This window comes from Pontibacillus salipaludis (assembly GCF_014642405.1).
Lineage (GTDB): Bacteria > Bacillota > Bacilli > Bacillales > BH030062 > Pontibacillus > Pontibacillus salipaludis.
Genome location: NZ_BMIN01000021.1, coordinates 55,551 through 80,250 on the forward strand (window position 1 = coordinate 55,551; position 24,700 = coordinate 80,250).

The 24,700-nt window shown below is 39.6% G+C and carries 28 protein-coding genes and 1 other annotated feature; of the genes, 18 read left to right on the forward strand and 10 right to left on the reverse strand.

The window, feature by feature from the left end; translation table 11 throughout:
- Positions 1-24: 24 nt before the first annotated feature.
- Entirely contained in the window at positions 25-1,518 is a 1,494-nt protein-coding gene (locus IEW76_RS17985) for a flavin monoamine oxidase family protein (RefSeq protein WP_188655814.1), read from the reverse strand.
- A gap of 226 nt (positions 1,519-1,744) precedes the next feature.
- Between IEW76_RS17985 and IEW76_RS17990 the strand changes: the two genes are divergently transcribed.
- Positions 1,745-2,593, forward strand: a complete 849-nt coding sequence (locus IEW76_RS17990) for a GNAT family N-acetyltransferase (protein ID WP_188655815.1) — start codon at positions 1,745-1,747, stop codon at positions 2,591-2,593.
- A gap of 82 nt (positions 2,594-2,675) precedes the next feature.
- On the opposite strand, the gene brnQ is transcribed toward IEW76_RS17990, so the two are convergent.
- On the reverse strand, positions 2,676-4,028 hold the full coding sequence (gene brnQ, locus IEW76_RS17995) for a branched-chain amino acid transport system II carrier protein (RefSeq protein WP_188655816.1): 1,353 nt from the start codon (positions 4,026-4,028) through the stop codon (positions 2,676-2,678).
- A gap of 164 nt (positions 4,029-4,192) precedes the next feature.
- Between brnQ and IEW76_RS18000 the strand changes: the two genes are divergently transcribed.
- Positions 4,193-4,651: a hypothetical protein gene (locus tag IEW76_RS18000; protein WP_188655817.1), complete on the forward strand. Its 459-nt coding sequence runs from the start codon at positions 4,193-4,195 to the stop codon at positions 4,649-4,651.
- Positions 4,652-4,741: 90 nt separating this feature from the next.
- Here IEW76_RS18000 and IEW76_RS18005 read toward each other — a convergent pair whose 3' ends face one another.
- A complete protein-coding gene (locus tag IEW76_RS18005; RefSeq protein WP_188655818.1) occupies positions 4,742-5,368 on the reverse strand; it encodes an FMN-dependent NADH-azoreductase in 627 nt (208 codons plus the stop codon).
- A 57-nt stretch (positions 5,369-5,425) separates the two neighbouring features.
- Positions 5,426-5,857: a MarR family winged helix-turn-helix transcriptional regulator gene (locus IEW76_RS18010; RefSeq protein WP_188655819.1), complete on the reverse strand. Its 432-nt coding sequence runs from the start codon at positions 5,855-5,857 to the stop codon at positions 5,426-5,428.
- Between the two features lie 148 nt (positions 5,858-6,005).
- On the opposite strand from IEW76_RS18010, the gene IEW76_RS18015 reads away from it, so the two are divergent.
- The 3 genes from IEW76_RS18015 to IEW76_RS18025 all read left to right on the forward strand — a co-directional run bounded on the left by IEW76_RS18015 (position 6,006) and on the right by IEW76_RS18025 (position 9,539).
- Positions 6,006-6,875: a pirin family protein gene (locus IEW76_RS18015; protein WP_188655820.1), complete on the forward strand. Its 870-nt coding sequence runs from the start codon at positions 6,006-6,008 to the stop codon at positions 6,873-6,875.
- 174 nt (positions 6,876-7,049) lie between these two features.
- A complete protein-coding gene (locus IEW76_RS18020) occupies positions 7,050-8,195 on the forward strand; it encodes a winged helix-turn-helix domain-containing protein (protein WP_188655821.1) in 1,146 nt (381 codons plus the stop codon).
- Positions 8,196-8,276: 81 nt separating this feature from the next.
- Positions 8,277-9,539 (forward strand): MFS transporter, encoded by a 1,263-nt coding sequence (locus IEW76_RS18025; RefSeq protein ID WP_188655822.1) that lies wholly within the window; start codon positions 8,277-8,279, stop codon positions 9,537-9,539.
- A 122-nt stretch (positions 9,540-9,661) separates the two neighbouring features.
- On the opposite strand, the gene IEW76_RS18030 is transcribed toward IEW76_RS18025, so the two are convergent.
- Positions 9,662-10,072, reverse strand: coding sequence for an RDD family protein (locus tag IEW76_RS18030; protein ID WP_188655823.1), 411 nt, complete (start codon positions 10,070-10,072; stop codon positions 9,662-9,664).
- Positions 10,073-10,285: 213 nt separating this feature from the next.
- On the opposite strand from IEW76_RS18030, the gene IEW76_RS18035 reads away from it, so the two are divergent.
- The 4 genes from IEW76_RS18035 (at position 10,286) to argS (ending at position 14,206) form a co-directional block, all read left to right on the forward strand.
- Entirely contained in the window at positions 10,286-10,783 is a 498-nt protein-coding gene (locus tag IEW76_RS18035; protein WP_188655824.1) for a GNAT family N-acetyltransferase, read from the forward strand.
- A gap of 76 nt (positions 10,784-10,859) precedes the next feature.
- Positions 10,860-11,411 carry an ATP-binding protein gene (locus IEW76_RS18040; RefSeq protein ID WP_188655825.1) on the forward strand — a complete coding sequence of 184 codons (552 nt, stop codon included), beginning with the start codon at positions 10,860-10,862 and terminating at the stop codon, positions 11,409-11,411.
- A gap of 26 nt (positions 11,412-11,437) precedes the next feature.
- Entirely contained in the window at positions 11,438-12,187 is a 750-nt protein-coding gene (locus tag IEW76_RS18045; RefSeq protein ID WP_188655826.1) for an NRDE family protein, read from the forward strand.
- A 51-nt stretch (positions 12,188-12,238) separates the two neighbouring features.
- Positions 12,239-12,457: a binding site (T-box leader), on the forward strand.
- A 51-nt stretch (positions 12,458-12,508) separates the two neighbouring features.
- On the forward strand, positions 12,509-14,206 hold the full coding sequence (gene argS / locus IEW76_RS18050) for an arginine--tRNA ligase (protein WP_188655827.1): 1,698 nt from the start codon (positions 12,509-12,511) through the stop codon (positions 14,204-14,206).
- Between the two features lie 79 nt (positions 14,207-14,285).
- Here argS and IEW76_RS18055 read toward each other — a convergent pair whose 3' ends face one another.
- Positions 14,286-14,660: a hypothetical protein gene (locus IEW76_RS18055; RefSeq protein WP_188655828.1), complete on the reverse strand. Its 375-nt coding sequence runs from the start codon at positions 14,658-14,660 to the stop codon at positions 14,286-14,288.
- A gap of 27 nt (positions 14,661-14,687) precedes the next feature.
- On the reverse strand, positions 14,688-15,140 hold the full coding sequence (locus IEW76_RS18060; RefSeq protein WP_188655829.1) for an NUDIX hydrolase: 453 nt from the start codon (positions 15,138-15,140) through the stop codon (positions 14,688-14,690).
- Between the two features lie 116 nt (positions 15,141-15,256).
- On the opposite strand from IEW76_RS18060, the gene IEW76_RS18065 reads away from it, so the two are divergent.
- From IEW76_RS18065 to IEW76_RS18075, 3 genes are read left to right on the forward strand one after another with little or no spacing between them, the layout of a single operon-like run.
- On the forward strand, positions 15,257-15,685 hold the full coding sequence (locus IEW76_RS18065) for a VOC family protein (protein ID WP_188655830.1): 429 nt from the start codon (positions 15,257-15,259) through the stop codon (positions 15,683-15,685).
- Between the two features lie 44 nt (positions 15,686-15,729).
- The gene (locus IEW76_RS18070; RefSeq protein ID WP_188655831.1) at positions 15,730-16,278 is read left to right on the forward strand and encodes a GNAT family N-acetyltransferase; all 549 of its coding nucleotides are present in this window, start codon (positions 15,730-15,732) and stop codon (positions 16,276-16,278) included.
- Positions 16,279-16,290: 12 nt separating this feature from the next.
- On the forward strand, positions 16,291-17,172 hold the full coding sequence (locus IEW76_RS18075) for a GNAT family N-acetyltransferase (RefSeq protein WP_188655832.1): 882 nt from the start codon (positions 16,291-16,293) through the stop codon (positions 17,170-17,172).
- 564 nt (positions 17,173-17,736) lie between these two features.
- Here the strand turns inward: IEW76_RS18075 and IEW76_RS18080 are convergent.
- Complete coding sequence (locus tag IEW76_RS18080; protein ID WP_188655833.1) at positions 17,737-18,117, reverse strand: hypothetical protein; 381 nt, start codon at positions 18,115-18,117, stop codon at positions 17,737-17,739.
- Between the two features lie 167 nt (positions 18,118-18,284).
- Here IEW76_RS18080 and IEW76_RS18085 point away from each other — a divergent pair, with 167 nt between their 5' ends.
- Both IEW76_RS18085 and IEW76_RS18090 read left to right on the forward strand, forming a co-directional pair.
- A complete protein-coding gene (locus IEW76_RS18085; RefSeq protein ID WP_188655834.1) occupies positions 18,285-19,037 on the forward strand; it encodes a phosphotransferase family protein in 753 nt (250 codons plus the stop codon).
- Positions 19,038-19,258: 221 nt separating this feature from the next.
- Positions 19,259-19,411 (forward strand): hypothetical protein, encoded by a 153-nt coding sequence (locus IEW76_RS18090; protein ID WP_188655835.1) that lies wholly within the window; start codon positions 19,259-19,261, stop codon positions 19,409-19,411.
- A gap of 62 nt (positions 19,412-19,473) precedes the next feature.
- Here IEW76_RS18090 and IEW76_RS18095 read toward each other — a convergent pair whose 3' ends face one another.
- Entirely contained in the window at positions 19,474-19,752 is a 279-nt protein-coding gene (locus IEW76_RS18095) for a hypothetical protein (RefSeq protein ID WP_188655836.1), read from the reverse strand.
- Positions 19,753-20,093: 341 nt separating this feature from the next.
- Between IEW76_RS18095 and IEW76_RS18100 the strand changes: the two genes are divergently transcribed.
- Positions 20,094-20,573, forward strand: a complete 480-nt coding sequence (locus tag IEW76_RS18100; RefSeq protein ID WP_229721297.1) for a group-specific protein — start codon at positions 20,094-20,096, stop codon at positions 20,571-20,573.
- 27 nt (positions 20,574-20,600) lie between these two features.
- Here the strand turns inward: IEW76_RS18100 and IEW76_RS18105 are convergent, their stop codons facing one another.
- Positions 20,601-21,500, reverse strand: a complete 900-nt coding sequence (locus tag IEW76_RS18105; protein ID WP_188655837.1) for a LysR family transcriptional regulator — start codon at positions 21,498-21,500, stop codon at positions 20,601-20,603.
- 106 nt (positions 21,501-21,606) lie between these two features.
- Here IEW76_RS18105 and IEW76_RS18110 point away from each other — a divergent pair, with 106 nt between their 5' ends.
- From IEW76_RS18110 to IEW76_RS18120, 3 genes are all read left to right on the forward strand, one after another.
- Positions 21,607-22,842, forward strand: a complete 1,236-nt coding sequence (locus IEW76_RS18110; RefSeq protein ID WP_188655838.1) for an APC family permease — start codon at positions 21,607-21,609, stop codon at positions 22,840-22,842.
- Positions 22,843-22,974: 132 nt separating this feature from the next.
- Positions 22,975-23,691, forward strand: a complete 717-nt coding sequence (locus tag IEW76_RS18115) for an MBL fold metallo-hydrolase (RefSeq protein WP_188655839.1) — start codon at positions 22,975-22,977, stop codon at positions 23,689-23,691.
- Positions 23,692-23,694: 3 nt separating this feature from the next.
- The gene (locus tag IEW76_RS18120) at positions 23,695-24,267 is read left to right on the forward strand and encodes a TetR/AcrR family transcriptional regulator (RefSeq protein ID WP_188655840.1); all 573 of its coding nucleotides are present in this window, start codon (positions 23,695-23,697) and stop codon (positions 24,265-24,267) included.
- Positions 24,268-24,700 lie beyond the last annotated feature (433 nt).

The following is a 24,700-nucleotide window of genomic DNA, read 5'->3' on the forward strand; positions in this document are numbered from 1 at the left end:
GCAAGAATCCATGCTATTTGTGATTCACTCTCGATTGTTCACTTCATATGCAGCCCGTATACCGGATTGAACGGCTCCTTCCATCCAACCATGAAAATCTGAAGAATGTTCTCCTGCAAAGTGTATGCGTCCTTCTGGCTTTTCAATAATCTCAGGGTAGGTTGCGCCTTGGTTAGGCTTAAAAAGGGTGAAACAACCTGCTGAATAAGGATCCTGACTCCAACTATAAGAAGCTCCATTTAGAAACTCACTATAAACTTCTGGCCCGTGTATCTTCGCAAGATCTTGTAAAGCTTGATTTATTCTCTCCTCCTCAGGGAGTGCATTCCATAGTTTCGCATTATCCCCCCAGCTGTAGCTTGCTAGAACAACCCCAGGACCCTGAGTGGGGGACGCGGGGCTAGGGGTGTAAATAAAGCGGTTAGGGAAATCTGTAATAAGGTTCGCTCCTTCTAAGCCTTCTTTCTGCCAAAATCTCTTTTTGAATTCGATTCCTACTTTTGTAGCGGCTACATAATGCAATTCTCTTATCGCCTTCCATTTATCAAACGAAAACGTTTCATAGGGATACACCTCAATAAATTGCAACACTGAAAACGGTACGGTAATAATCAGGTAGTCCCCTCTATACGTATCAATCTCACCCGTTTTTGTGTTTCGAGCTAACACCAATACTTCATCTTCGCGACTAATGATTCGTATAACTTTTTCGTTAAATTTAATATTCCCTTTGAGTTCTGGTAGGAAAGATTTCGGCAATTGATCATTTCCGCCTGTAATTTCATAAAATTCCAAGTCTTCGTTGAAAACGGTATTGACGATGTCAAACAAGATATTAGTAAATGATAGTTCCGCAAATCCTTCAATACCAAGCATCACCTTAACTAATCGAATTGCATTAGGTGATAAAGAAGGGCCAAGGGGGTTAAATCGTAAATAGTTCTCTATTGAATAACGATCAAATTTTTCTAATAAGATTTTCCGCTCCTCTTCATTGCTTGCCTCATACAATGTCATAAACGGTTGAACAGCATTAATTAGTAATTCCGCAGCGGTTTTTCCTTGTTCTTCTGGTTCTAAGGGGAAATTCAATACATCCGGATTTTGATTATATTCTTCTCTTGTAGTCTTTACGCCATTAGCATAGATCACATCATTTGGACCTGAATTAAGAAAACGATTATAAGGAAGGTTAAATTGTCTTATGTATTCAAAGACAAGGGGATGATTATCGGGGATGCGCATTGCACCGAAATCTAAATAATTCCCATTCGAAAAAGGCTCTCTCTTTGTATAAACTCTTCCTCCTACCCGATCATTCGCCTCAAGAATGGTCACCCGGTGCCCGGCTTTCTTCAAAAGTGAGCCTGATACAAGACCAGCAAGGCCCGCGCCAATAATAATGACGTCCTTTTTGGTGGAATCTGGATCTAACCCATTTTTTATTGCATTCACCATGTCAGATGGGTAGTTTAGCTTATTTCGGATTGCATCAAATTTATTTCGCATACGTTTCATAATCGTCCCCCTTTATTGTCAATATATTTACAATTGTATAGGGGTATTCTAATAATATAGTAGTGGTTACTTGTAGGGAACATACTGGTGTATCAGTCTCCATGATGGTAGAGCTAATCATCTTTAAGTTCTCTTCATTATTGTGAATGTTTTATTTGAGAATAATAATTGTAGATTGTGAAGTTTTTTGAAATAATTGGTACAAGAAAAAGGGGGAGGGGAGAACTTGAAGGAGGACTCATATCAATTTACCAAAAGGGCAGGAAGAATTATAGACCGTTTAAAAGATCGCTATAAGATCGTGCAGCCTCACCATTTTCTAATTGGGGCTTGCGAAGAATTTGAGGGAGTGTGTGGGGAGCTCTTTCTCTATGTAAACCAGCATGTCGGCAGAGATTTCATCGAACAGATTAACTTGGCGTGTGAAACGCAACCAGCAACATACATAGAGATGAACAACGGTTTAAAAATTAGTTCTGGCCTGGAGGAAGTGTTGAACCGCGCAAACGAAAAGAAACAGAATTACGGACAGGCTCTTATCAACGAAGGGCATATTCTGTTTGCTGTAATAGAATTAGAGAAACGTCTTAGAGAAGTATTTTCGAAAGAAATGTTAAAAGACATATTTCAGATAGCCTGTACTCCAAGGAATATGATTGTCCATTTAGAGAGATATGTACATAAACAACTCTCTCCCCAAAATGCGATCAGAAGAGCGAAAATTTCAGACCTTCCAGCTATAAAGGACTACATTCGTTTTGAATTTGGAGAAAGGTGGCTCGAACACGTTAACCATGCTTCTGACATGAGTGAGATCCCTATCTTTATAGCTGAACGTAACAACACGATTATAGGCTTTGCTTGTTACGACCTTGTTCGCAAACAAAAAGGCATTTTTGGCCCTATGGGCACTTCAAAAGATAAACGATTCCAATTTGTTGGTAGAGAGTTGTTGGATACGTGCTTAGTAGAAATGGCTAAACGTCGTTACCCTTATGCGATTATTGATGAGGCGGGGCCTGTTGAATTTTATGAGAAGGCTTGTAATGCGAAGTTGATCCCAGTAGTTCAATAGATTAGATAAGTGGTGTAGCCTTCTAAAAGTAGACAACAAAAAGGCAACCTCCCCATAAGGAAGCTGCCTCTTCATAATTCAACTACATATATGGTGTTTCAACGGTACGCTTAGGCCATAGAAGACCAATCACAACTCCTAGTATCGCAGGGAGCATCCAACCAAGCCCCATGCTATAAAGAGGTAAGATGTCAGCATAAAAGGAACGGACTGTTTCCAATACCGATACCGTCCATCCTGGGATGCTTGCAACTAATGCTTTATATCCATCAATGACACTAACAAAGAAGGTAAGAAACATCGAAACGGTGTATACACTACGTTTGTTTCCAAACAGCGGAGAAGTGAGTCCTAATAAAATGAGCACAATGGCTAATGGATATAGGAACATTAATACAGGAATCGCAAACTGGATAATGTTCGTTAAACCGAAGTTTGCGATGATAAACGAAACAAGGCACAGAGTAAGAACAAATGATTTGTAACTGACCTTTGGAATAATGGAGTGAAAGTAATCACTGCATGATGTAATGAGTCCAATACTTGTTTTCAGACAAGCTAAAACGATAATGATGGCAAGTAACACAGAGCCAAACGGGCCGAAGTAATATTGGGCGACTTCCGCGAAGATCAGACCTCCATTATCAAAGGTTCCAATCGCAGCTACACTTGATGCTCCCATGTATGTGATCAGTCCATAAATGAGCATCATGAGTCCCATTGCTACAACACCAGCCTTCCATGTTGCCTGTGCAATAGCCTTAGGTTCTGTAACGCCTTTTGATTTGATCGCATTAATGACCACGATTCCAAACGCAAGGGAAGCCAAAGCGTCCATAGTATTATACCCTTCTGTAAAACCTGTCATGAAGGCCATATCCATATAATCGCTCGCAGGGCTACTGAATCCTCCCATTGGATTAACGATAGCCGTTCCGATCAGAATGAATAGAAAGATCAGGAAAAGTGGGGTTAAATATTTACCGATGTAATCCATAACTTTAGCAGGATTTAAAGAAAAATAATAAACAATAGCGAAAAACACGAAACTGAAGACCCCAAGCCATAATGTAACTTGGCCATCATTTAAGAATGGCTCAAAGCCGACTACGAAAGGAACAGTGGCTGTACGCGGAATGGCGAAGAATGGTCCAATCGTCAAATAAAGCACCGTTGCAAAGGTTATTCCGAATAATGGGTGTACTCGACTGGCTAGGTCTTGTAATCCGTTACTGCGGGACAGCCCGATGGCTAAGATACCCATAAACGGAAGCCCAATTGCTGTTACTAAAAATCCAATCAGACCAGGCCAAAAGTTTGTCCCTGCCATCTGGCCGAGTTGAATCGGAAAGATTAGGTTTCCTGCTCCGAAAAACATACCAAACAGCATGGTTCCGATCAGGGCGTAGTTTGAAAAGGATAGTTTGTTTTGCATAAGTCTTGCCCCTATTCTATGTATGATTAATTCTGATAATTCAATAAAAATAATACTATCAGGTAATTGTAATAGAGGCAATGACATATTCAATTTTATTTAAACCTAAATATATTAATAAACATTTAGATGTGAATTCATAAGTGGGGATGAGGAGATAGACGATGAAAAAGCTAATGATAAGTCTGGCTTTATTAGCATTTCTAGTAGCATGTTCAAATGGTGAACAGGTTATAGAAATAGAGGGTAAAGATCGTGCAAGTGCGTTATTCATTCAAAAAGTAGAGAATCATTCAACTTCTGACGAATCATCTCTGAAGGTGAATGATCGACAGCTAATAGAAAAGGTGTTAACTAAAGTAGAAGGTCTTACCGTTAAAGAAACGACTACAGAAAAAACAATGGAGAAGATGAAATCATCTATTACGTATATGTTTGTTTTTTCTGAGAGTGAGGAGTTCCAAACGGGTAAACCATTACCGTATGCTTTTTACATCTTAGAAGATGGAACCTTCATTTTTCCATACAGTGACTTTAACTCCAAACAAAATCCCCTTATTACAACAGATAATGACCAGGAGTTATTAGATGAAATGAAGGATCTAGTTGAAATTGAATTTTAGTTCTTTTATAGAATTGTTGTGTCCGATATATTAGATAATAAGCCTTGAAAAAAGTGCCCGAATCCATATGAATTCGGGCACTTTCACTATTTAGAAAGTAAGAGCTACTTGTTCTGTTTTCTTCAACCCATCTTGAATAATTTCTTCCGCTCGGTCTGGGAACTGGTTGTGTCCTTCAATGACAAGTGTAGTAATATCTTTGATTCCCCAGAAGTTCAAGATATTCGTTACATAATTAACAGCCATCTCTGAAGACTGAGCTGGGCCTTCAGAATATACTCCGCCTCGAGCATTTAACAGAACAACCTTCTTGTCCGTTAACAGTCCTACTGGTCCTTCAGCTGTATAGTTGAATGTCTTCCCTGCTTGTGCTAAGTAATCAAAGTACGTGTGCAACACAGCTGGGATTGTAAAGTTCCAAAGAGGGAAGGCGAACACAACTTTGTCAGCAGCAAGGAATTGCTCTAAATAACGGTTCACAACAGATGCCGCTTTTTCCTCTTGATCCGTTAATTCGATTCCTTTTGACTGCTTAAACATACCGTTGATCTTATCCGTATCATAGTATGGAAGATTTTCTTCGAATAAATCCAGCTCAGTGATGTGGTCCTCAGGGTGTTGTGCTTTATATTGTTCTAGGAATGTATGGTATAACTTCACACTTACAGATTGTTCAATAGGTCTTGAATTTGCTTTTATAAAAAGTACATTTTCCATAAATGATGCCTCCAGTAAGTAATTGTTGTTATAGCAACTATCGAGAAGAAATGTCCATTATTGCTCTTGGACATTCTGATTGATCTTTGTTAATAACCGTTCAAGCTCGATTAGTTCGTCACTTGAAATTCCTTTACAGACAATATCATTAAATTCTTCTGCGACCGGAATGACTCTTTCACCAAGTTCTTTTCCGCTATCTGTGAGAAACAGCATAAGAGAACGACGGTCTTCCTTAGGGTGGGCCCTATAAATATACCCTTTTTTCTCCAAATTTGAAGACATTCTCGCTATGTTCGTCTTGTCCTTATCAAGCTTCTCAGCGAGTTGATTTTGAGTCAGGCCGTCTTTTTCCCAAAGCAACATCATGATTAAATTTTGCTCAGGTGCCAGATTGAAATCTTCTAATTTTGATTTAATAAACTTTGTAAGATTCAGGTCAGTCTGGTGAATTTTAATACTAATATAATCTTGAAAAGATAACTTCAAAAGATTCCCTCCTGAATTTAGTTGCTATACAAACTATTTCACTTACGTTAGTATAATGATATACGATAAGTTTGTCAATTCAGGGGCAAAACAAACGATGTTGTTATAGTTGCTATGACTACGATCTAAAATGGGAGGAGTTACTCTTATGGCGAATGAAGAAAAGGTAAATAGAAGTGTACGAGATTACTGGTACGTGAAATATGAAGAAATGAACTTCCCGGCTATTCAAAAAGGCTGGGTGCTCCCGGTAGAACGTTGGCGAGAGTTGGACCCGTTTATTCTAATGGCAGAGGATTGGTTTAAGAAAGGCACATTTCCAGACCATCCCCACAGAGGCTTCCAAACGATTACGTATGTGATTGATGGAAGATTAGAGCACATCGATAACGGAGGCGGGCGAGATATACTAGAGCCTGGTGATGTTCAATATATGAATGCCGGCTGGGCTGCTCGTCATGCGGAAGACGGTGTGGAAGATGACGTTGCTCACACTCTTCAATTATGGCTTAATCTACCTCAGAATCAAAAGCAAACTGAAACACTCTATCAGAACGTGTATGCGGAGGATGCTCCGACAGTTAGTTTCGATGGAGGCACCGTTAAAGTGTATTCCGGAAACGTAGCAGGAGTAATAGGACCAATGGAATCGATTGTTCCCTTTACGTTATCCGAAATAAACCTTACAGAAGATGCATCGTATACACTGGAGCTCCCTGAAGATCATAATGCTTTTCTTTATGTCCTGTCAGGAGAAGTAGAAATTGGAGAAGAGAGTACTAGGTTAAAGAAACATGGTGTTGCTACGCTGAGTTACCAGGAGGATGGAGACTCAGATAAGCTAAGTACACTTCACCTTAAAGCAAACAGAAGAAGAACAAGGGTACTCGTTTATTCTGGGCGTCCGATTAAGGAAACCGTCGTGCCTTATGGTCCATTTGTGATGAATACAATGGAAGAAATCAAGCAAGCTTTTCAAGATTTCAGAGATGGGAATTTTGGACCTCCTGCCGTGTAATTCAAAATATAGATCTCACTTTAAGTCAAGACCGTAATTCTATAAAGGAATTGCGGTCTTTTTTTAGACTGATACAATAGGGTTTGAAATAATGGATGTGATGAACAGTTGTAATGAATTTACTACTCAGGTGTATAATGAGTAAATTGAATATTTTTTGGGGAGGGTGGATCCATGGGGGAAATGATGTTGTTGCCTAATGAAGGTGTCATAAAATATCGGACGTATTCCATTCAGTTGCTACCAAGGGAATTCAAGCTCTTTCAATACCTATATAAATGGCCTTCAAGAATATTCACAAGAGATGAACTCCTTGATGCGGTTTGGAATTTAGAAGCCCCAACAGACAGGACGGTTGATGATCACATCTACCGACTTCGCAAAAAGCTTAAGCCTTTATCTTCTGTGGTTGAGATTGAAACCGTGAGAGGGATGGGGTACCGTTTGCGAGTTCATAAAGAGACGCAAGTTAGTCCTCTATCAAAAGATGGGGAAGTATCTACCAACGTAAAAACTTTGTTTCATAAATATCACCTATATGGACAAGGGGATGCCTTGAAGGTTCTAGAAGAGAATCAAACCGTATTTGGCGTTACCTTAGATCGTCAAAGTCGTCTTTATCTCCAGTTCATGAAAGGGGATATTAAAGGCCTCGTCGAAACGGAGGAGGTCACCTTTTGGGAAAAGTGCTACTATCTTTTACATATCTATTCTTACATACAGCCCGATCAAGAGAAAAGTTTGTCTTACTTTATAAAGGCTATGAATACATCGAACATTCCGAGTTTTCATAAAGAGGAAATTAGATTTTTAAATCGTATCCCACTCCTCATTTTCACTAAGCATTTGGAAGAAGCGGAACAATTGCTTCAGGAATCGAAGAAAGAGATTTATGATAAGAAGCTTGAGGGCTTTATCCCACTCCTCTACTTAGCAGAGTTATATCTAGCATTTTTGAAAGAAAGCGGCTCAGTAATAGAAGAAAAGCTGCTGGAAATGGAACAATTACTAGTGAAATACCCTTATTCTAGAGAGCAGTCCACCTTCTTTATTATAAAAGGCATCTATCATCTCTACAAAAACGACCATGAGGGTGCAGAAAGGTGGTTCCAAAAAGGGTTTAAGCAATTTACGGAAGCGAGCTACGCACCAGGTGAGTTAATTAGTGTGAATCTTATTCTTTTCTTTATGAAAGAGTTTAATAGTAAAGGGGCCATTACAGAGCGTTATCAACATCTTATGGATCAGTATGCTCAAAGCTTTCATTTTTCGGATTTAGAGCAGAAGATTTATAAGCAATTACACGATCATTTAGGATAGAAGCCTAAGATTTCTCCTCTGATAATCTTCTGACATTCACACATTATGATGTGATTAAGAACGAATTAGAGGAGGATGAAGGTGGAAAAGAAGGATTCCATATGGCGAAATCAAAATTTTGTTCCTTACTTTTTAGCCAATGCCCTATCGAACCTTGGGAATTGGTTTGACTTTGTCGCTGTCCTTATTTTATTCAGATATACGTGGCAAGCAGATCCGATGTTAATTGCGCTAATTCCTATTATGTATGCCATCCCAAGTATCCTGTTAGGGCAGTTTGCGGGTGTGTTCGCAGATCGAAAAGATAAACGGAAACTGCTTATATACTCAGACTGGATCCGCGGAGGACTCACTTTGTTGATCGTATTAACGACTTCACCTTGGTTTGCGCTCCCTGTCCTTTTTCTGCGTAACGCGGTGGGAGTAGTTAGTTTTCCTGCTCAACAAGGATTAATGAGAAGCATCGTAGTCGAAGAAGATATTATGAAGGCAGTAACGATTAATGGAAGCTTATATCAACTTATGAAAGTTGTAGGCCCCCTGATCGGTGGTTCCGTAACGGGTTTCTTCTCACCAGAAGTATCCATAGTAGTGAACGCTGCCTCTTTTATACTGTCTGGGCTGATTTTGCTTAAGGTAGAAGTGAAGCACCAATCCTTTCAAGAGAATGAAGTTCAAGAGGGCAAAGAAGCGAGCAGTTTCCTTACTTCATGGAAAGAAGGATGGCGTATCGTTTTAAAAAGTCAGGTCCTCTTTGCCAGTATGATGTTTGGGATTGTAAGCACATTAACGATTCAAATGATTGATACTCAAATCGTAACGTTGTTTAGTGAAGTGTTTCCTAATAAACCTGAAATAACAGGGTGGGCGATTTCTGGCATTGGGATGGGTTCACTTATTGTGGTCCTTTATTTAAATCGGTTGGATGAAATCCTTAGGTATGGATGGTTCTTTGGTATGGGTAGTGCGTTAATAGGAGTCATGGTTCTTGGGTTTGGTTTCCTTGATCACTTCAACCTAGTGACAGTAGCCTTAGGGCTTTCAATTATTGGCGGTGTTGGGAATGGGATCACATTTACAGCCATCAATTATTTGATTCAAAAAGAACCTCCACAAGAAGCAATAGGCAGGGTATCGGGAATTGTAGATTCTACTTTAAGTGTGCTGTTTATCGCTGGTCCTTTGCTTGGAGGGATTTTGATTAGTCAATTTGGGGTGCTGTTGGCTTATAGAGGGATAGGGATATGTTTAGCTGTTATTGGTCTCTTAGGTATTGCTTTGCAACATGTCATATGGGGTGAACGCAAAGCTCTATCAAAGTCACAATTGGAGAAAGAGGCATAGATTTTTGAACGGGCTTTGGTGCTTTAGAAGATCGACCAATAGTGAACGTATCTCAAAAACAAAACCGCAATTCCTATAGGAACTGCGGTTTTACGTATTTTAAATATAGCTTGAAGAATCAGCTAAAATTCTCTTTCGCTTTTTACATACGTACCAGCAATAAAGTCATGGATCGCTCTCTTGTCTTCCCTTACAGCGACCATAATGGCACTAACGATAAAGGCAATTCCTATTGTTAATCCGTATAGAAGTCCTGCGACGATTACACGCAGAATCATGGTTAGAATCGTAACATTCTCACCGTTCTTCTTGACAATCCGAATATTCATTAATCGCTTTCCAATCACATAGCCTTTCCAGACCACAGGGACTATGATTAAGTATAAGGTACTTAATAAATCTGTAATCGTGTAATCCTCTTTATAGAAATCCCCATAGAAAAGAAATGTAATAAAGCTCAAAATAACCCCAACAATTATCCCGTCTATAAGGTTAGCCAGTAAACGAACCCCAAATCCAGCTGGACGTTCCATTGGATCTCCTCCTTATAAAAGCATCAATTCCTCCCACATTGTACTACTCTTGAAAAACGGTTCCAAATAGTTTTAATTATTCATCTAAAAAATCTTCTCGTTATTAACTATTCTTATCAGGTTGAAAACATGACGATATTCCATGATTTAGTGGACGGTTGTGGGTTGTTTTGAAATAATTGGTGTAATACGAGTACAGTGTGAGGTGAGGAGATGGAAAGAGTATACATAAGGGACTACAGAATGGAAGATGAACCGTTTCTTGCTTCTATGCTACAAGATCCTGAGATGATGATGTATATAGGAGAGGGGAAAACGAGGGACGATAAAGGAGTTCATCGTTTCATGAGAAAGATCCTGGACACATATGACCAGAATCCGAGCCTTGGTTTGAAGATTATCATAAGAAAAGAAGATGAGGTCAAGGTTGGACACGCTGGGATTGTTCCTCAGACAATTGAGGGAACAAAGGAATGGGAGATTGGCTATTGGATTGCCCGTTCTTATTGGGGGAAGGGTTACGCAACAGAGGTGGCTCAATCCCTAAAGCTTTATGGATTTCGACACTTAAAGGCTAAGAAGCTTATATCCCTTATTCAGCCTGAGAACATGGCTTCTAGAAGAATAGCTGAAAAGAATGGAATGACAATAGAACGGTTGATTCAGTTATCAGGAAAAGATGTGCTCGTTTATGCTGTTTTAAAGGAATAAGAAAAGAATTAGCTTCATGGATAGAAGCTTGTCTTTTATGTTCTCATGTTAAACCTAGGTATAGGAGGTGTTAAGGTTGAATCGCTACGCTATTATAACCGTTGGGAAAACCCATAGTGGCAAAAGCACATTTGCCAAAGAATTGCACCACCATCTATCAAATTCCCATATCATCGATCAGGACAATCACGCTACGTTTATCAATACTTATTATAAAGATATGCTTCCTGAAGAGGGGCCAAACGTTTTGAAATATGTTGTATCACAATCCATTCTCGACTATGCACTAGATTATACCCATGACCACCTAATTCTCTCTAATGCCAATTTATCGAGAGTGGGACGTTCAAAGCTGTTGGATCAATTTCGCCAAAGAGGGGTTAAGACGATACTCGTTTACTTCAATCTGCCTAAACAAGTCCTGGAAGAAAGAATAGAACAAACGAATCGAAGTACCGACATATTTAGAGTTGCCACTACGTTTGAAGAAGTACTAGAGAGGCAATCAGTCAATGAACAAGAAGATCTTTTACCACCTACACAATCGGAAACGGATCATTTGTTTGTGATAAATGGCGCAAAAGACACCCACACTGTCATTAGTGATATCTGCAATATTGCAGAATAGTTCTTAGAAGGTTGAGGTGATGGACGATGTGTTTAATTAACTTTGCTTACAAAATAGATAGCACCTATGATTTAGTTGTAGCAGCAAACCGCGATGAGTTTTACCAAAGAGAAACAGCGAAAGCCCACTTTTGGGAGGAGGCTCCACATGTACTTGCTGGACGAGATCTTGAGAAAATGGGAACATGGATGGGAGTTACGAAAAGTGGGCGTTTTGCAGCCCTGACAAATTATCGTGCCCCTGATGAAGATACAGAAGGAAAGCGTACGCGCGGGGAGTTGGTAAGTGATTTCTTGAAAGGAACAGCGCCACCGAGAGAATATCTAGAGGCTGTTCATGAGAGGAACCATTCATACCCAGGCTTTAATCTCGTCGTTTCGGATGGGGAATCTTTATTCTATTATTCAAACCGCGAACGGGATATTCGGAAACTAGAGCCAGGCATTTATGGCCTGAGCAATCATCTGTTAGATACACCGTGGCCGAAAGTACAAAAAGGAAAAGAAGGATTGGGGGCGTGCTTGGACAGTGGCTCAAGTGAATTGGATCCTTGTCTATTTCAAACGCTTCAACGAGCAGAGCCTGCTAGTGATCAAGATCTTCCTGACACTGGCATTCCTCTAGAATGGGAGCGAAGTTTATCTCCTCTCTTTATTGATACGCCGAATTATGGAACAAGAGCTTCTACATTGGTCTATCAAAACCAAAACCAAATTCGATTTGTTGAGAGGGTATACGAGGGGAAAGAGTTTGAAGATCGAATCTTTACCCTGTAAATACCTTTACAGAGTAGAATGAATTCTATATAATAATTTCCAATTAAACAATTTTAACCTGTGAAAAAGAGAGTAGTCGTTTGATGACCTGCAGAGAGCCGGGGATGGTGGGAGCCTGGTGGTAAAAAAGCGATGAACCGGACTTTTGAGGTATAGCTCTGAAAGAAAGTAGGGGTTATCGGGACTTGCCGTTATCAAGTACATAAGCTGACCTTTCTTTTTCTGAAAGGTAATGAGAGTGGCACCGCGGAAACGATACCCGTCTCTCCTCCTGTAATGGAGGAGGGGCGGGTTTTTTGATGTAGAAAGGGGAGGTTGAGGATGAATGTTACACATGAGATTACGACGTTGTTGGCAAACGAATTAAACGAACACCTATCACCCGAAAAGATTAAAGCGTTACTGGAAGTACCGAAACACAACAAGATGGGTGACCTTGCTTTTCCATGCTTCGAACTGGCAAAGGCCTTCAAGAAAAGTCCAGCTTCCATTGCAGGAGAGCTATCCATACACATACAACCATCACCTTCTGTTGTATCTCATATAGAAGCGGTTGGGCCATATGTGAATTTTTTCTTTAACAAAGCATCCTTTACAAAAGAGGTCTTAGCAGCCGTTCAGACAAAGGGAAATCTTTATGGTGGTCACACATTTGGAAATGGCAAGACGATCACGATGGATTTATCCAGTCCGAATATCGCAAAACCTTTCTCAATGGGGCATCTTCGTTCAACTGTAATTGGAAATGCAGTAGGCAATATTCTAGAGAAGTGTGGCTATACTGTAGCTCGTTTAAACTACCTCGGCGATTGGGGGACGCAATTTGGTAAATTAATCGCTGCTTATAAGTTGTGGGGAGTGGAGGAGAAAGTGCGTGCCAATCCCATTCAGGAACTACTCAAGCTATATGTGAAATTTCATGATGAAGCAAAAGAAGATCCGTCCCTTGAGGAGTTAGGACGTTCCTGGTTTGTAAAACTCGAACAAGGGGATCAAGAGGCAACGGAGCTCTGGGAATGGTTTCGAGAAGAATCTCTTCATTCCTTCGGGTCGATCTATGATCTTCTTAATGTCTCTTTTGATTCATACAAAGGAGAGTCTTCTTTTCATATGCAGTCCGAAGAGATTTTAACGATGTTAAAAGAGAAATCATTACTTGAGGAGTCGGATGGAGCTCTTGTAGTACGTTTAGATGATGAAGGTATGCCACCTGCGCTGATTCAGAAATCAGACGGTACGACACTTTATACAACCCGCGATCTAGCAGCAGCTATTTATAGAAAGGAAACGTACAATCATGCTGCTTCTTTATATGTTGTTGGAAACGAACAAAGTCTCCACTTTAAGCAACTTCGCGCTGTATTGAAGAAAATGGGCTACACTTGGGCAGATGAAATCACGCACGTTCCCTTTGGCATGATGCTTAAAGATGGTAAGAAAATGTCCACTCGTAAAGGCAAAGTTGTTTTCTTAGATGAAGCACTCGAGAAATCAATCCAGTTTGCGAAAGAGAATATTGAAGAAAAGAATCCTGACCTTAATCAAAAAGAAGAAGTGGCACAGAAGGTCGGTGTTGGAGCAGTCATTTTCCATGATGTAAAAAACGATCGCCTCAATGACGTAGAATTCTCTTATGAAGAGATGCTGAAGTTTGAAGGGGGCACGGCTCCTTATTTGCAGTATACGTACGCTCGTGCCAAGTCGATTTTGAGAAAAGCTGAAGGAGTCACTACCCCTTATGCCTTTAAAGAAGAGGACTGGGAGTACACATGGTCTATTGTTCAAAAGGTAGCTACTTTTCCTGAAGTCATCAAACAGGCTGCAGCACACTATGATCCTTCTAAAGTGGCTAAATATCTATTGAAGCTTGGTCAAGCGTTTAATAGTTATTATGCGAATGTACGTATTCTAGAAGAAGGGCCTTACCTGAGTGGACGTTTAGCGTTAACAGAAGCTGTAGCTATTGTGATTTGGGAGGGTCTGAGTCTGCTGGGGATAGAGGTACCGGAAGAAATGTAAACATATTTAAGCTGAATGAAGTGAAAGGAGGAAGAGACAAGATAATGAGGGTCTAGTCTCTTCCATATCTTTATAAAATTTACTTAGAGGACAAGCTTACTTCTTCTTCAATAATTGAAAATTCATCAAAGAATCCTCTTACTTTTAAGTCCAAGTGGTAGGAAGGGTCTTCGAGATTGCGGTACGCTACATCTTTTCGCATGGTAAATACACCAGAAGTATAACTATCCTTCGCCTTAACCAGGGTGATTTGCTTGTCTCTTCCGTTCTCATTTTCTACTTCCACCTCAAATGAATCACAGGATACATCGAGGCATCGGACATCATAGTGATTCTTTAGCCACAAGGCATAATCCGTATTGTCAGGCTTCATGATGATCAAGAGGATGCTGACCATTATAATGATGTATACTGTAGCCGAAGCAACAATGAGTAGGATGTGTTTTATTTTCAAGTCAATACCTCCTCCAGGATAAAGTTGTTATAAAGTGCTTTTTTCAAGGAACGTGTGTATGTAATTCCAATATGATTCATTAAGCCCTTCAGGCAATTCATGAATGGGGAAATACGTAAGATCAATAGACTCTGATTCATCCACCCGAATGTTTCCTGAAGGATTGTAAGTCACATAGACTGAAGTAATTGAGTACAGTTCATCTCCATTTCTTAATTTTAAATAATATTCAGGTCCAGAGAACACATCGAGCAACTCCAAATCACCAAGAGTAAGACCTGTCTCTTCTTTCACTTCTCTTCTTGCAGTATCCTCCAAGCTTTCACCCAGTTCCATCAACCCACCAGGGAGTCCCCACTCACCATCACGCCGATGTTGAAGCAATAGCTTACCTTCCTCATTAATAATAATGACGGCCGATCCAGGCAATAGTAGGGGTCTTGAACCTACTAGTTTCCTAAGTTCCATAACATAGCTCATTCATATTTCCTCCTGAATTTACATAAATCAGATAATTCAAATATGTTACAATATTAACAGTTTTTGAGATTGTGTGCATTGAAGATTAGTAGAAGTGATGACAAGGAGGAATAAATATGGTGCCACAACGCGTAAGTTTACTCACAGTAGGAGCTCAAGACATTTCAGCACTACGGGAATTTTATCAGAAATTAGGCTGGGAAGAGACAGAGCATGGATACAGCGATTATGCAGTTTTTAAAACAGCGGGTGTCCTGTTTTCCTTATATTCCTATGACAAATTAGTGCAAGATACTGACCTCCCGATTCCACCACCAGGATCTTTTAAAGGAGTAACGTTTGCGATTAATGTTGATACACCAGAGCAAGTTGATGAGACCCTTGCATATGTGAAGGAAGCGGGTGGTCGCGTTTTAAAATCACCTGTTACAGAAGGATCTTCCTTCCGTTCGGCAGCCTTTGCAGACCCGGAACGTAATACTTGGGAAGTAGCTTATAACCCTGACTCTACCTTCGATGAACGCGGGGCTATGTTAACTATATAAAAGGGAGAACTTCTATACTTTTAACATAACTTAGGAGGGATAACATGACTATTCGTTTCTTAGAAAGTGAAAGGGTATTCCTTAGACCTATAGAAGAAGCAGACTTGGACATTTTCTATTACCAAGGACTTTGGGATGCTGAAGTTAGAAAATTGACAGGAACACAAGCCTTCTTTAGTAGATCTAGTGTAGAGCAGTGGTTTGAAAAGATTTCTGAAGACTCAGAGCGTATAGACCTACTCATTTGCCAGCAGGAAGATGGAACGCCAATTGGGGACATGGCGATGCTAGATATTGACCATTTGAATCGAAAAGCGGTAGTGAGAGTTTCCTTATTTGCTAAGGAGACATGGGGGAAAGGATTAGGCACGGAAGCCTTGTCGCTACTTGTGGAGTATGGCTTTAATCAGTTAAATCTGAATCGTATTGGTTTAGATGTGTTTTCGTATAATAGTCGTGCGATTCGTTCTTATGAAAAACTTGGATTTATTAAGGAAGGACGGATTCGGGATGCCTTATTTTATGATGGTGAGTACCACGATTCTATTTTAATGGGGATGAAAGAAGACGAATTTATTAAGCAGCACAAATAGGGAGGGAGCGAAGTGAAAGAAATCATTGAACAGCCACATGATTTAAAAGAGTTAGCTCAGTTTATTGCGAAGCTGAATCAAAATCCCTCAACCCATATCGGCTATGCGGGAGATGAAACAGAAGAAATCTATGATACGTTAACATCAGATTTCTCAGATTTTGATCCGGCTTCCTCTTTTTCCGTTTGTTATGAGGATGGACACATTGTAGGAGCGATCGGTGTAGACGCTGATCGAAGTGATGGGAGTGGTGAAGTTTGGGGGCCTTTCATTGAGGATGGCGCGCGGTATAATCTTGCTGAAGAATTATGGGAAGATGTCATGACAAAGTTGCAGGGTCACATAAAAACTTATTCTTTCTATATCCATACACGAAATGATTTCGCACAGACGTTCCTGAAGGGGAAAATGGCCAAGAAAGGCGAAGAGCACCTGGTATTACATATCAATCGTGACAACATACAAGAAGGTCAAACACTTTCTGAAACCTATCCCTATACATCTGCAGATTTAGAAGCTTTTAAAGCGTTGCACAACTCCACCTTTCCAAAGACCTACTACAACGCGGAGGCAATTATAGGCCGTCTTAATAAGGATCGGAAACTTTTGTTTGCGAAAGATTCTGCTGGTTCTATACAAGGATATGTATATATAGAAGCCACTCCAGATCATGGTGAAGCGTCAATTGAATACGTGGGAGTTACACGTGTGTCTAGAAGGAAAGGGATTGGGAAGATGTTAATCTATGCCGCCTTAGACCATTTCTTCTCTTATGAAGAAATACAGGAGGTATCAATCTGTGTAGCTAAGAGGAATGAAGCAGCCATTGCTTTGTATAAAGGGGTAGGTTTTAAAGAAGGTAGTGAATTAAAGCACTATTTAATAAGCATATAGGATCTTGGATAATCAAGATAGGTCTGTCTCATCTTTCCTTTGGCTTCTTCATGAACAGCAATTCTTGAAGGGATATGAGAAAAAGGAAACGTTTGTGGGTTTATAACGTATTGTTTGTTATGTACTTAGGAAGGAGGAGACAGATTGAAAGACATTGTGAAGGGAATTATTGTGGTCATTCTAGCCCTGGCTGTTTGGGATGGACTGAAATACATATGGAGTCTCTTTTTCTAGTCTGTGTGGAGGGTAACAGGGGGGTCTTTCTCAATTGTAACAGTGATGTGATCGCAATACCCAGCCCAAGAATTTAATGGTCAGAAAGGAGTGTAAATACTTGTTAAGTAATTTTGGTATTCCTGGCATTATTCTATTGCTTGTAATGATGGCTATATTTGTAAGTTTCGCAGTGGTTATCGTTAAGAAAATTAGAAAATCATAATTTCATTCATCTCTCTATAAAGAATGATAGATCAAGAGGAAGATGGCCTCTATGTGAAAAGTGTAGGTAACCCTACTTATCCAGAGCTTGTCAAACTTCCTCTTGTAGCACAAGCACAGGATGTATTATATAACTGCGCTTTGTTTCGGTCCCTTTTGCTTAAACAATAAATAAGACACCACAACGGAAGTAATGAGACCGCTAGCAATAATCAGGTTGGTTTCAAAGCCCAAATTAAATTGTACGACTTGATAAAAGTCAACTACCCACATCGTTAGAAAGAATAAGGAAAGGTAAAACCCAGAGCCTAGCTCAGCTTCTTTCCTATTAAATGCTTTGGTTATGACGTATGCTATACCAATGGTTATAGCAGAGTAGGTAATAAATGTATAAACTTCTCCACTAGTTAATTCACCTTCAAAAAGAAGCAGACGGTAGCTCCCTAATGCAAACAGAGATACCAAAACTATACCGTATAGCACCTTTTGGATTAGCCACTTAGCCAATAAGAATCCTCCTTTATATTCGTTTGTTTGCTTCCTTTCAAATTCTAGCAAATATTAACTTTTTTGGGAATGCGAAAAGGGGGATTTTTACGATTATAGCAAGGGGGAGATCGTAGATTGTTACTTTACAGCTGGCATTGCAATTTTAATTAGAAGGAGAGAAGCACATGAACCACTGGGAACCGATTGCAGAAGGCAACACGGCCACAATTTATAAAAATGATGGACATGTGATGAAAGTGTTTAAAGACCATTTACCAAGTACAGAGGCGCTGAAAGAAGCTAAGAAACAAGAATATGCCCGTTCTTGTGGAATTCCTGTTCCCCGGATTATAGACATGCTAACTCATGTAGGTAAACCTGCCCTTGTAATGGAATACATAAAGGGAAAATCGATTGGAGAACGCTTTAGGGAAAATCCTACCCAAGCTGAACGCTATTTAAAGCAGTCTGTGGAGGTTCAATTCAACATGCATTCATTTCCTGGTGACGGTTTGGAGTCGATGACTGAGAAACTAGCAAACCAAATTGCGTCAGCTCCAATGATGAAGTCTGTGCAAAAACAAAAGCTAATAGATTTACTAAAGGGATTCCATTATAAACCGAAGATTTGCCACGGAGATTTTCACCTATATAACCTTATTCAATCGGAGTCAGGTATTACGATTATTGACTGGGTTGATGCGAGTTCGGGTGATCCTCGAGCTGATGTGTATCGTACGTATTTGCTTTACCTACAGCATTCACGAGAACTGGGAGATTTGTATCTACGTCTATACTGTGAAAAGAGCGGTTTTAAGAAAGGGGAAATCCTTAAATGGGCACCTGTTATCGCATGTGCTCGCTTAAGTGAACATGTGGCAACGGAAGATGTTAGCCGCCTACTTAAGATTGTGAATCACCATTGTCCTGTTTCGTAAAAGATTCCTTTATCATTCCCTCCACCATTTGAAACTCGGGAACAAAGAAGTGAACGAATCGTCTTGGAGAAGAGAAGATTTGATGTGAAATTAAGAAAGAAAGTAGGTCATAACGGAATGTAGAAACTCCTTTTTATCAGAAAGAAGCGACAGATGAACAACTTCCAAAGATCTATGGCCTTCAGTCTGGCGTTTTCTCCCTCATATTCGGAGTATCCACCTTGCTGTTTGGAGCTTTAACAGAGTGGTTTGGTGTTCAGTATGTGTTTCTGTTATCTGGAATTCTATTATGGATAGGAACGATTTATTTAATGTTCAATAGATTAGTGTTTCCGAATTACAGCAAAACGCAAGAGATCCAAGTTCATATGTAAGAAGTAAGAGGGAGTCAGTAGTTTTGGCTTCCTCATTGTTTATTAAACCTGCTTCTCAAACATTAAACTTTTCTACGCACAAGATCTATAAGAATAGCTGCTAATAAAGATACTCCAAACACAAATGAAAGAATAATCATTAGAACAATATCAGTAATGGGCTCGTAGGATTGAGAGATAAAAATCATTTTTAAATAAACGATACCAAAACTTAAAGCTGCAGCAATAGAAGGTATGTATTTCATAAGCCAATGTGATTTATTGCGGCTAAGCTTATAAAAAAGAAGGGATAGTAATGTGATCATTATGATACCAATAAACAATAATAGAATAGCATTCACATTTCACGTCTCCTTTTCAGTGGTCATGTTATGGATCTTCTTCAGTATAACACTCTTACCTTAATCATCGTTTCACTCCCGTTATTACTAAATATGGAAGATTATCTGTTTGAAATTATAAATAGAAACAGGCAACCTGAAATAACCAGGCTATCTTTTTCTAATAAGTTCTAACATTAATATCCATCAAATGTAATTCTTTATTTACCGTGATATTACTTAAACATCTAAGGGGAATGATTCTAAAGGGGGAATGCTGTATCCAACACATTTATCACATGATACCTGAAAACATGAAAGGTGAAAGCTTAGTTCCGCTAAATTGTTTAAGGGATGAAGAGTTGCTCAATCATTATAAGAAAAAGTATTACAATCATCCAGAAAGACCGAAGTTGTTAGAACGGAAAATCCCCAAACTAGATTGCCTGTGGAATGATGTTGTTCATTTTTTACCTGTTCAACCATACTTCGTCTATAAAACTTTAAAGGACTTAGGTGTAAACATAAGTAGCCAACTACAGTTTTATAAAATCCCAATTACAAGTTTAGAGCATAATCAGAATGTAATGTATCTGTATGAAAAAGAAAGCTACAAAGGTCCGGCGTCGGCAATTGGAGAGGATCAAATCCATATCATTAACTCAAGCAATTATAAAGAGCTAGCAACTCTTCCGGCTGCAACGATTGAATACTTCGAGGAACAACACCATAAGGGCGAGAAGCGATTCGGGATGTTTCATTATATACCACATATCTTGAGCTTAGGAGAAGTGAACATCGCTAATGCTGAAGTGATAAGGTGGAACAGGCCTCCTGAATAGTAGATAAATGACCTCTAGATCTAGAGGTCATTTTTTAGTATAATCAAACTCATTTACTCCTTGAAAATACTCCCTCGTTGTCTCCATAAATGCCTTCATAGCAGGTGATTTCCATTTGCTCTTATGAGTAGCAAGTATACTCATTACATCCACTCCTGGCTTAGACCATTCTTGGACTTTCAATTTGCCATGTTCGATCTCTTCCTCGACGGTAATAGCAGGCAAGAGGGCAATGCCAAGACCGCATTTTACACACTGCTTTATTGCCTCTACGCTCCAGAATTCCATACTGTGATGAGGGGTGATCTGATGATGAAGTAGATAATCATCAAATAATAGCCGATAGCTGCATCCCTTTTCTGTATAAAGAGCTGTTGGTTCACTAGATTCCCCTTGTAATGGTATATCTTCAGGAGCCTCTACCATAACCATTTGTTCTTTCAAGAGCAGTTCGGTTTCTAAATCCTCATATGTATTTAGATCTATATCAAGCAAAATAGCAACATCTACTTCTCCATTTTGAATATACTCATTCAAATCGGGACAGTCTCCAACTTTCAACGTCAAGTAAACATGGGGGTAAGATCGTCTAAAGGCCTGCATAATTTGAGGGAGGCGGTACACAGCCAGTGACTCAGGGGCCCCGATCGTCAGAGTTCCTTCAGGATTTTGGGAAGGTATGGCTATATGCCTTGATTCTTCGTAGAGCTCTAACATTTGTCTTGCTTTCTGAAGGAAATGTTCCCCTACTTCTGTTAGTCTTATCTTTTTTCCTAATCGGTCGAATAAAGGTGCACCCAGTTCTTCCTCTAATTGTTTGATGTGAGATGTAATCGTGGACTGGGCATAATCGAGTGAGGATGCGGCTTTAGAAAAGCTCTCGTATTCAACTACTTTAACAAATGAATGTAATTGACGTATCTCCATTCATCTTCCTCCTTATTATCATTATTTATGATCGTTTCTATTTATTATTTCAATTTTACTGATAAGCTCTTTGACTCTATACTAATGATAAGAGGAGGAATTGTAAATGAATGAGAAGAAACTTGGACCGCTGTTATTAAGTGGTTTAATGATAGGCCCAGTATTGGGGTCAGGGATTATCTTGTTACCAACCCTCGTTTATGACACGAGCGGTGATTACGCGATCTTTGCTTGGTTGAGTATAATGATGGTGACGTTTTTATTTTCCATGTTATTTGCGAAGATATCTATCAAATATCCAGGTGATGGTGGAGTAACGATTTCAATTTATAAAGCATTTGGGGAGAAGTATCGAAAGCTTGCATCCATTTACTTTATGTTAGCCGCATCAATCGGACCGATTGCCGTGCTAATGACAGCAGCCAAGTATGTGGGAAGATGGGGTGGTTTTAATCTCGATGAAGTATACATAGGTGTAATTCTGATGGCAATTGGGGTCCTTATTCTCTTGAATGACGTCAGCTTTATCGGGAAAGCCTCCTTTATCTTTTCGACTTTTGCGGTCGTCATTTTATTCTCAGGAGGAGCGGTAGCATTATGGACTAATCCACCTGAACAGGTTATAACGACCTCTTTTGACTTATCTTCTTTTGGAGGAAGTTTGTTATTACTGTTCTGGATGCTCGTCGGCTGGGAGATTGTTGGGAACTATAGTGGGGAAGTGCGAAACCCGGAGAAAACCATAAAGCGAGCTGTTCTATATAGTGCAAGCATTGTAACCATCGTTAGCCTTACGGTGGCAGCTGCTGTACAGTGGTCAGGGGAAGGTGCGGTGACGGATCTTTCGGTAATATTAGGTCCTTTATTTGGGGGATTTGCGATGCCACTTATATCCCTTGTAACGCTAAGCCTGTGCATGACGACATACATATTGGTAACGGGTGGCGTGTCGCGATTAGTAGCTAGCCAGAGGCGGCTGCCTGCATTTATTAAGTTTCGCAATAAAAAAGGCGTACCCATTGGATCTCTACTGTTATTAGGGGGAATCCATATGATTGTATTTACCCTAGTGTATTTTGAAATGGTGACGCTGGATTTATTAGTGAAAACAGCTGATGTCTTCTTTATTGGGAATGCGTTTATTGCGGTAGCAAGCGTATTTGTAAACTTTAAAGAAAGACTGATGCGCATAACAGCTGGTGTGATTAGTGTGGTACTTGTTGTCATTTTACTTTTCTCTTCTAAACTTGTTTTAGGATTCGCTCTATTAGTAGCGTTTGGAACGATTATGACCACGAGTAAAGATAAAGATATGTTTGAAGCGAAAGCCATTCATGAATAAATTCCTGTGAAAACCAGTTCTCTAAGAGCTGGTTTTTTTTGTGGTGATTTTTAGATGAGGAGATCATAATAGTTGAAAAACGAATGGTATTAGTTGATACTTAAACTAATGCCATTAGTTTGGAGTGATTGGATGAGAGTGACGAAGGAAAACCATATTTATCAGTTAACCTATATGCCGAACCTCTTCCCTGTAAATTGTTATCTTGTTGAGGAAGAAGACCACCTTATTCTTATTGATGCTGCACTTTCTACAAACCAAAAAGCGATTTTAAAAGCAGCTAGCGGTATAGGGAAACCGATAAAGAAAATAGTATTAACTCATGTTCATAGCGACCATATTGGCGCTCTTGATGGATTAGTAGCGGAGCTTCAAAACGTGGAAGTCATTATTCCGAAAAGGGAATTAAAAATCCTAGAGGGTGATTTATCATTAGAAGAAGGAGAAGGTGCAAACCCGATTAAAGGCGGAGTACCGAAACATGTTAACACGAGGCCTGACCGCTTACTTACTGAAGGAGACGAAGTCGGTTCGTTAGTAGCCATTGAAGCACCTGGGCACACTCCTGGACAAATGGCTTACTTTGATAAGCGAACAAATAGCTTAATAGCTGGTGATGCTTTACAAACCCGAGGTGGAATTGCGGTAGCAGGAGACCTTCGTTGGACATTTCCATTTCCAGCTTTGGCGACCTGGAATAAGGAGATCGCACTTCAGACAGCAGAGAAACTCTTATCCTATCATCCAACTTATTTGGCAGTCGGACACGGGAATTCTATAAAAGACCCGTCAAGCGATATGAAAAAAGCCATACAGCATGCCAAACGTTCATTAGAGAAGGGGAAATAAATAGTGACACCAAGACCTGGCTTAAACCAAGATATGATTGTAGACAGGGCACTTCAGTTAGCAGAAGAGGGAGGCTTGAGTACTGTAACAATGGCTAATCTGGCAAGGTCGTTTTCTATTAAGCCACCCTCCCTTTACAATCACTTTAGAAACTTACATGAAATCAAGCAATCAATGGCTTTAAAAGCCCAAGATATGCTCTATGACCACTTAAAGAAATCTGTGAATAAAGAGGTGGAACCCGTCGAGCGAATACAAGAGATGGCTAAACATTACGTAACATTCGCGAACCGTTACCCTGGTATTTATGAAGCATCTCTCATTGCACCGGATTTAAATGAAGGGGTTTATCAGAATGGTGAAGAACCCCTCGTTCAATTATTACAAAAATACTTAGAACCTTTTAGCCTTCCAGACCGAGAAACCATCCATGCAATTAGAGGATTAAGAAGCCTGCTTCATGGTTTAGTAGATCTCCATAAGAAAGAAGGATTCAAGCTTGGTATTGAGATTGAGGAATCACGAATCTATTTAGTAGAGGCCTTTTTAAAGGGGATAGAATGGAATCATAAGTAGACATGACAAAAAGGATAAATATTAGTATAAATAGTTCCGTTTGTTTTTGTGTAGAAACCTACAATTTAACGTGCTAGTTGAAGACCAAATCAATTGTGATTTGGCTCTTTTTTTTATATGTAAACGTTTTGGTGTATTAGCACTTGAATGGTTTTAGAATTAAACACTATTTCACATAGCGGGTGATGGTTAGATTGCAAACTCCTAGGGCAATAAGTTTGTTGTTTGTGATGTTGAAAATTGGAAAGAGTAAGGAGGTTATTGGTGTTATATGTTAAAATAAATGTGGAATTTGTGAACAAGCTTACTTAAACTAAACCAGCTAATAGTTTGTCAACATTTATCAATAAAAAACTAAAAAAAGACATGATATAATAAAAAAGAACAAGCCAAATAACCTTCCATCAAAACTAATTGGAAGGTTTTGCACTAT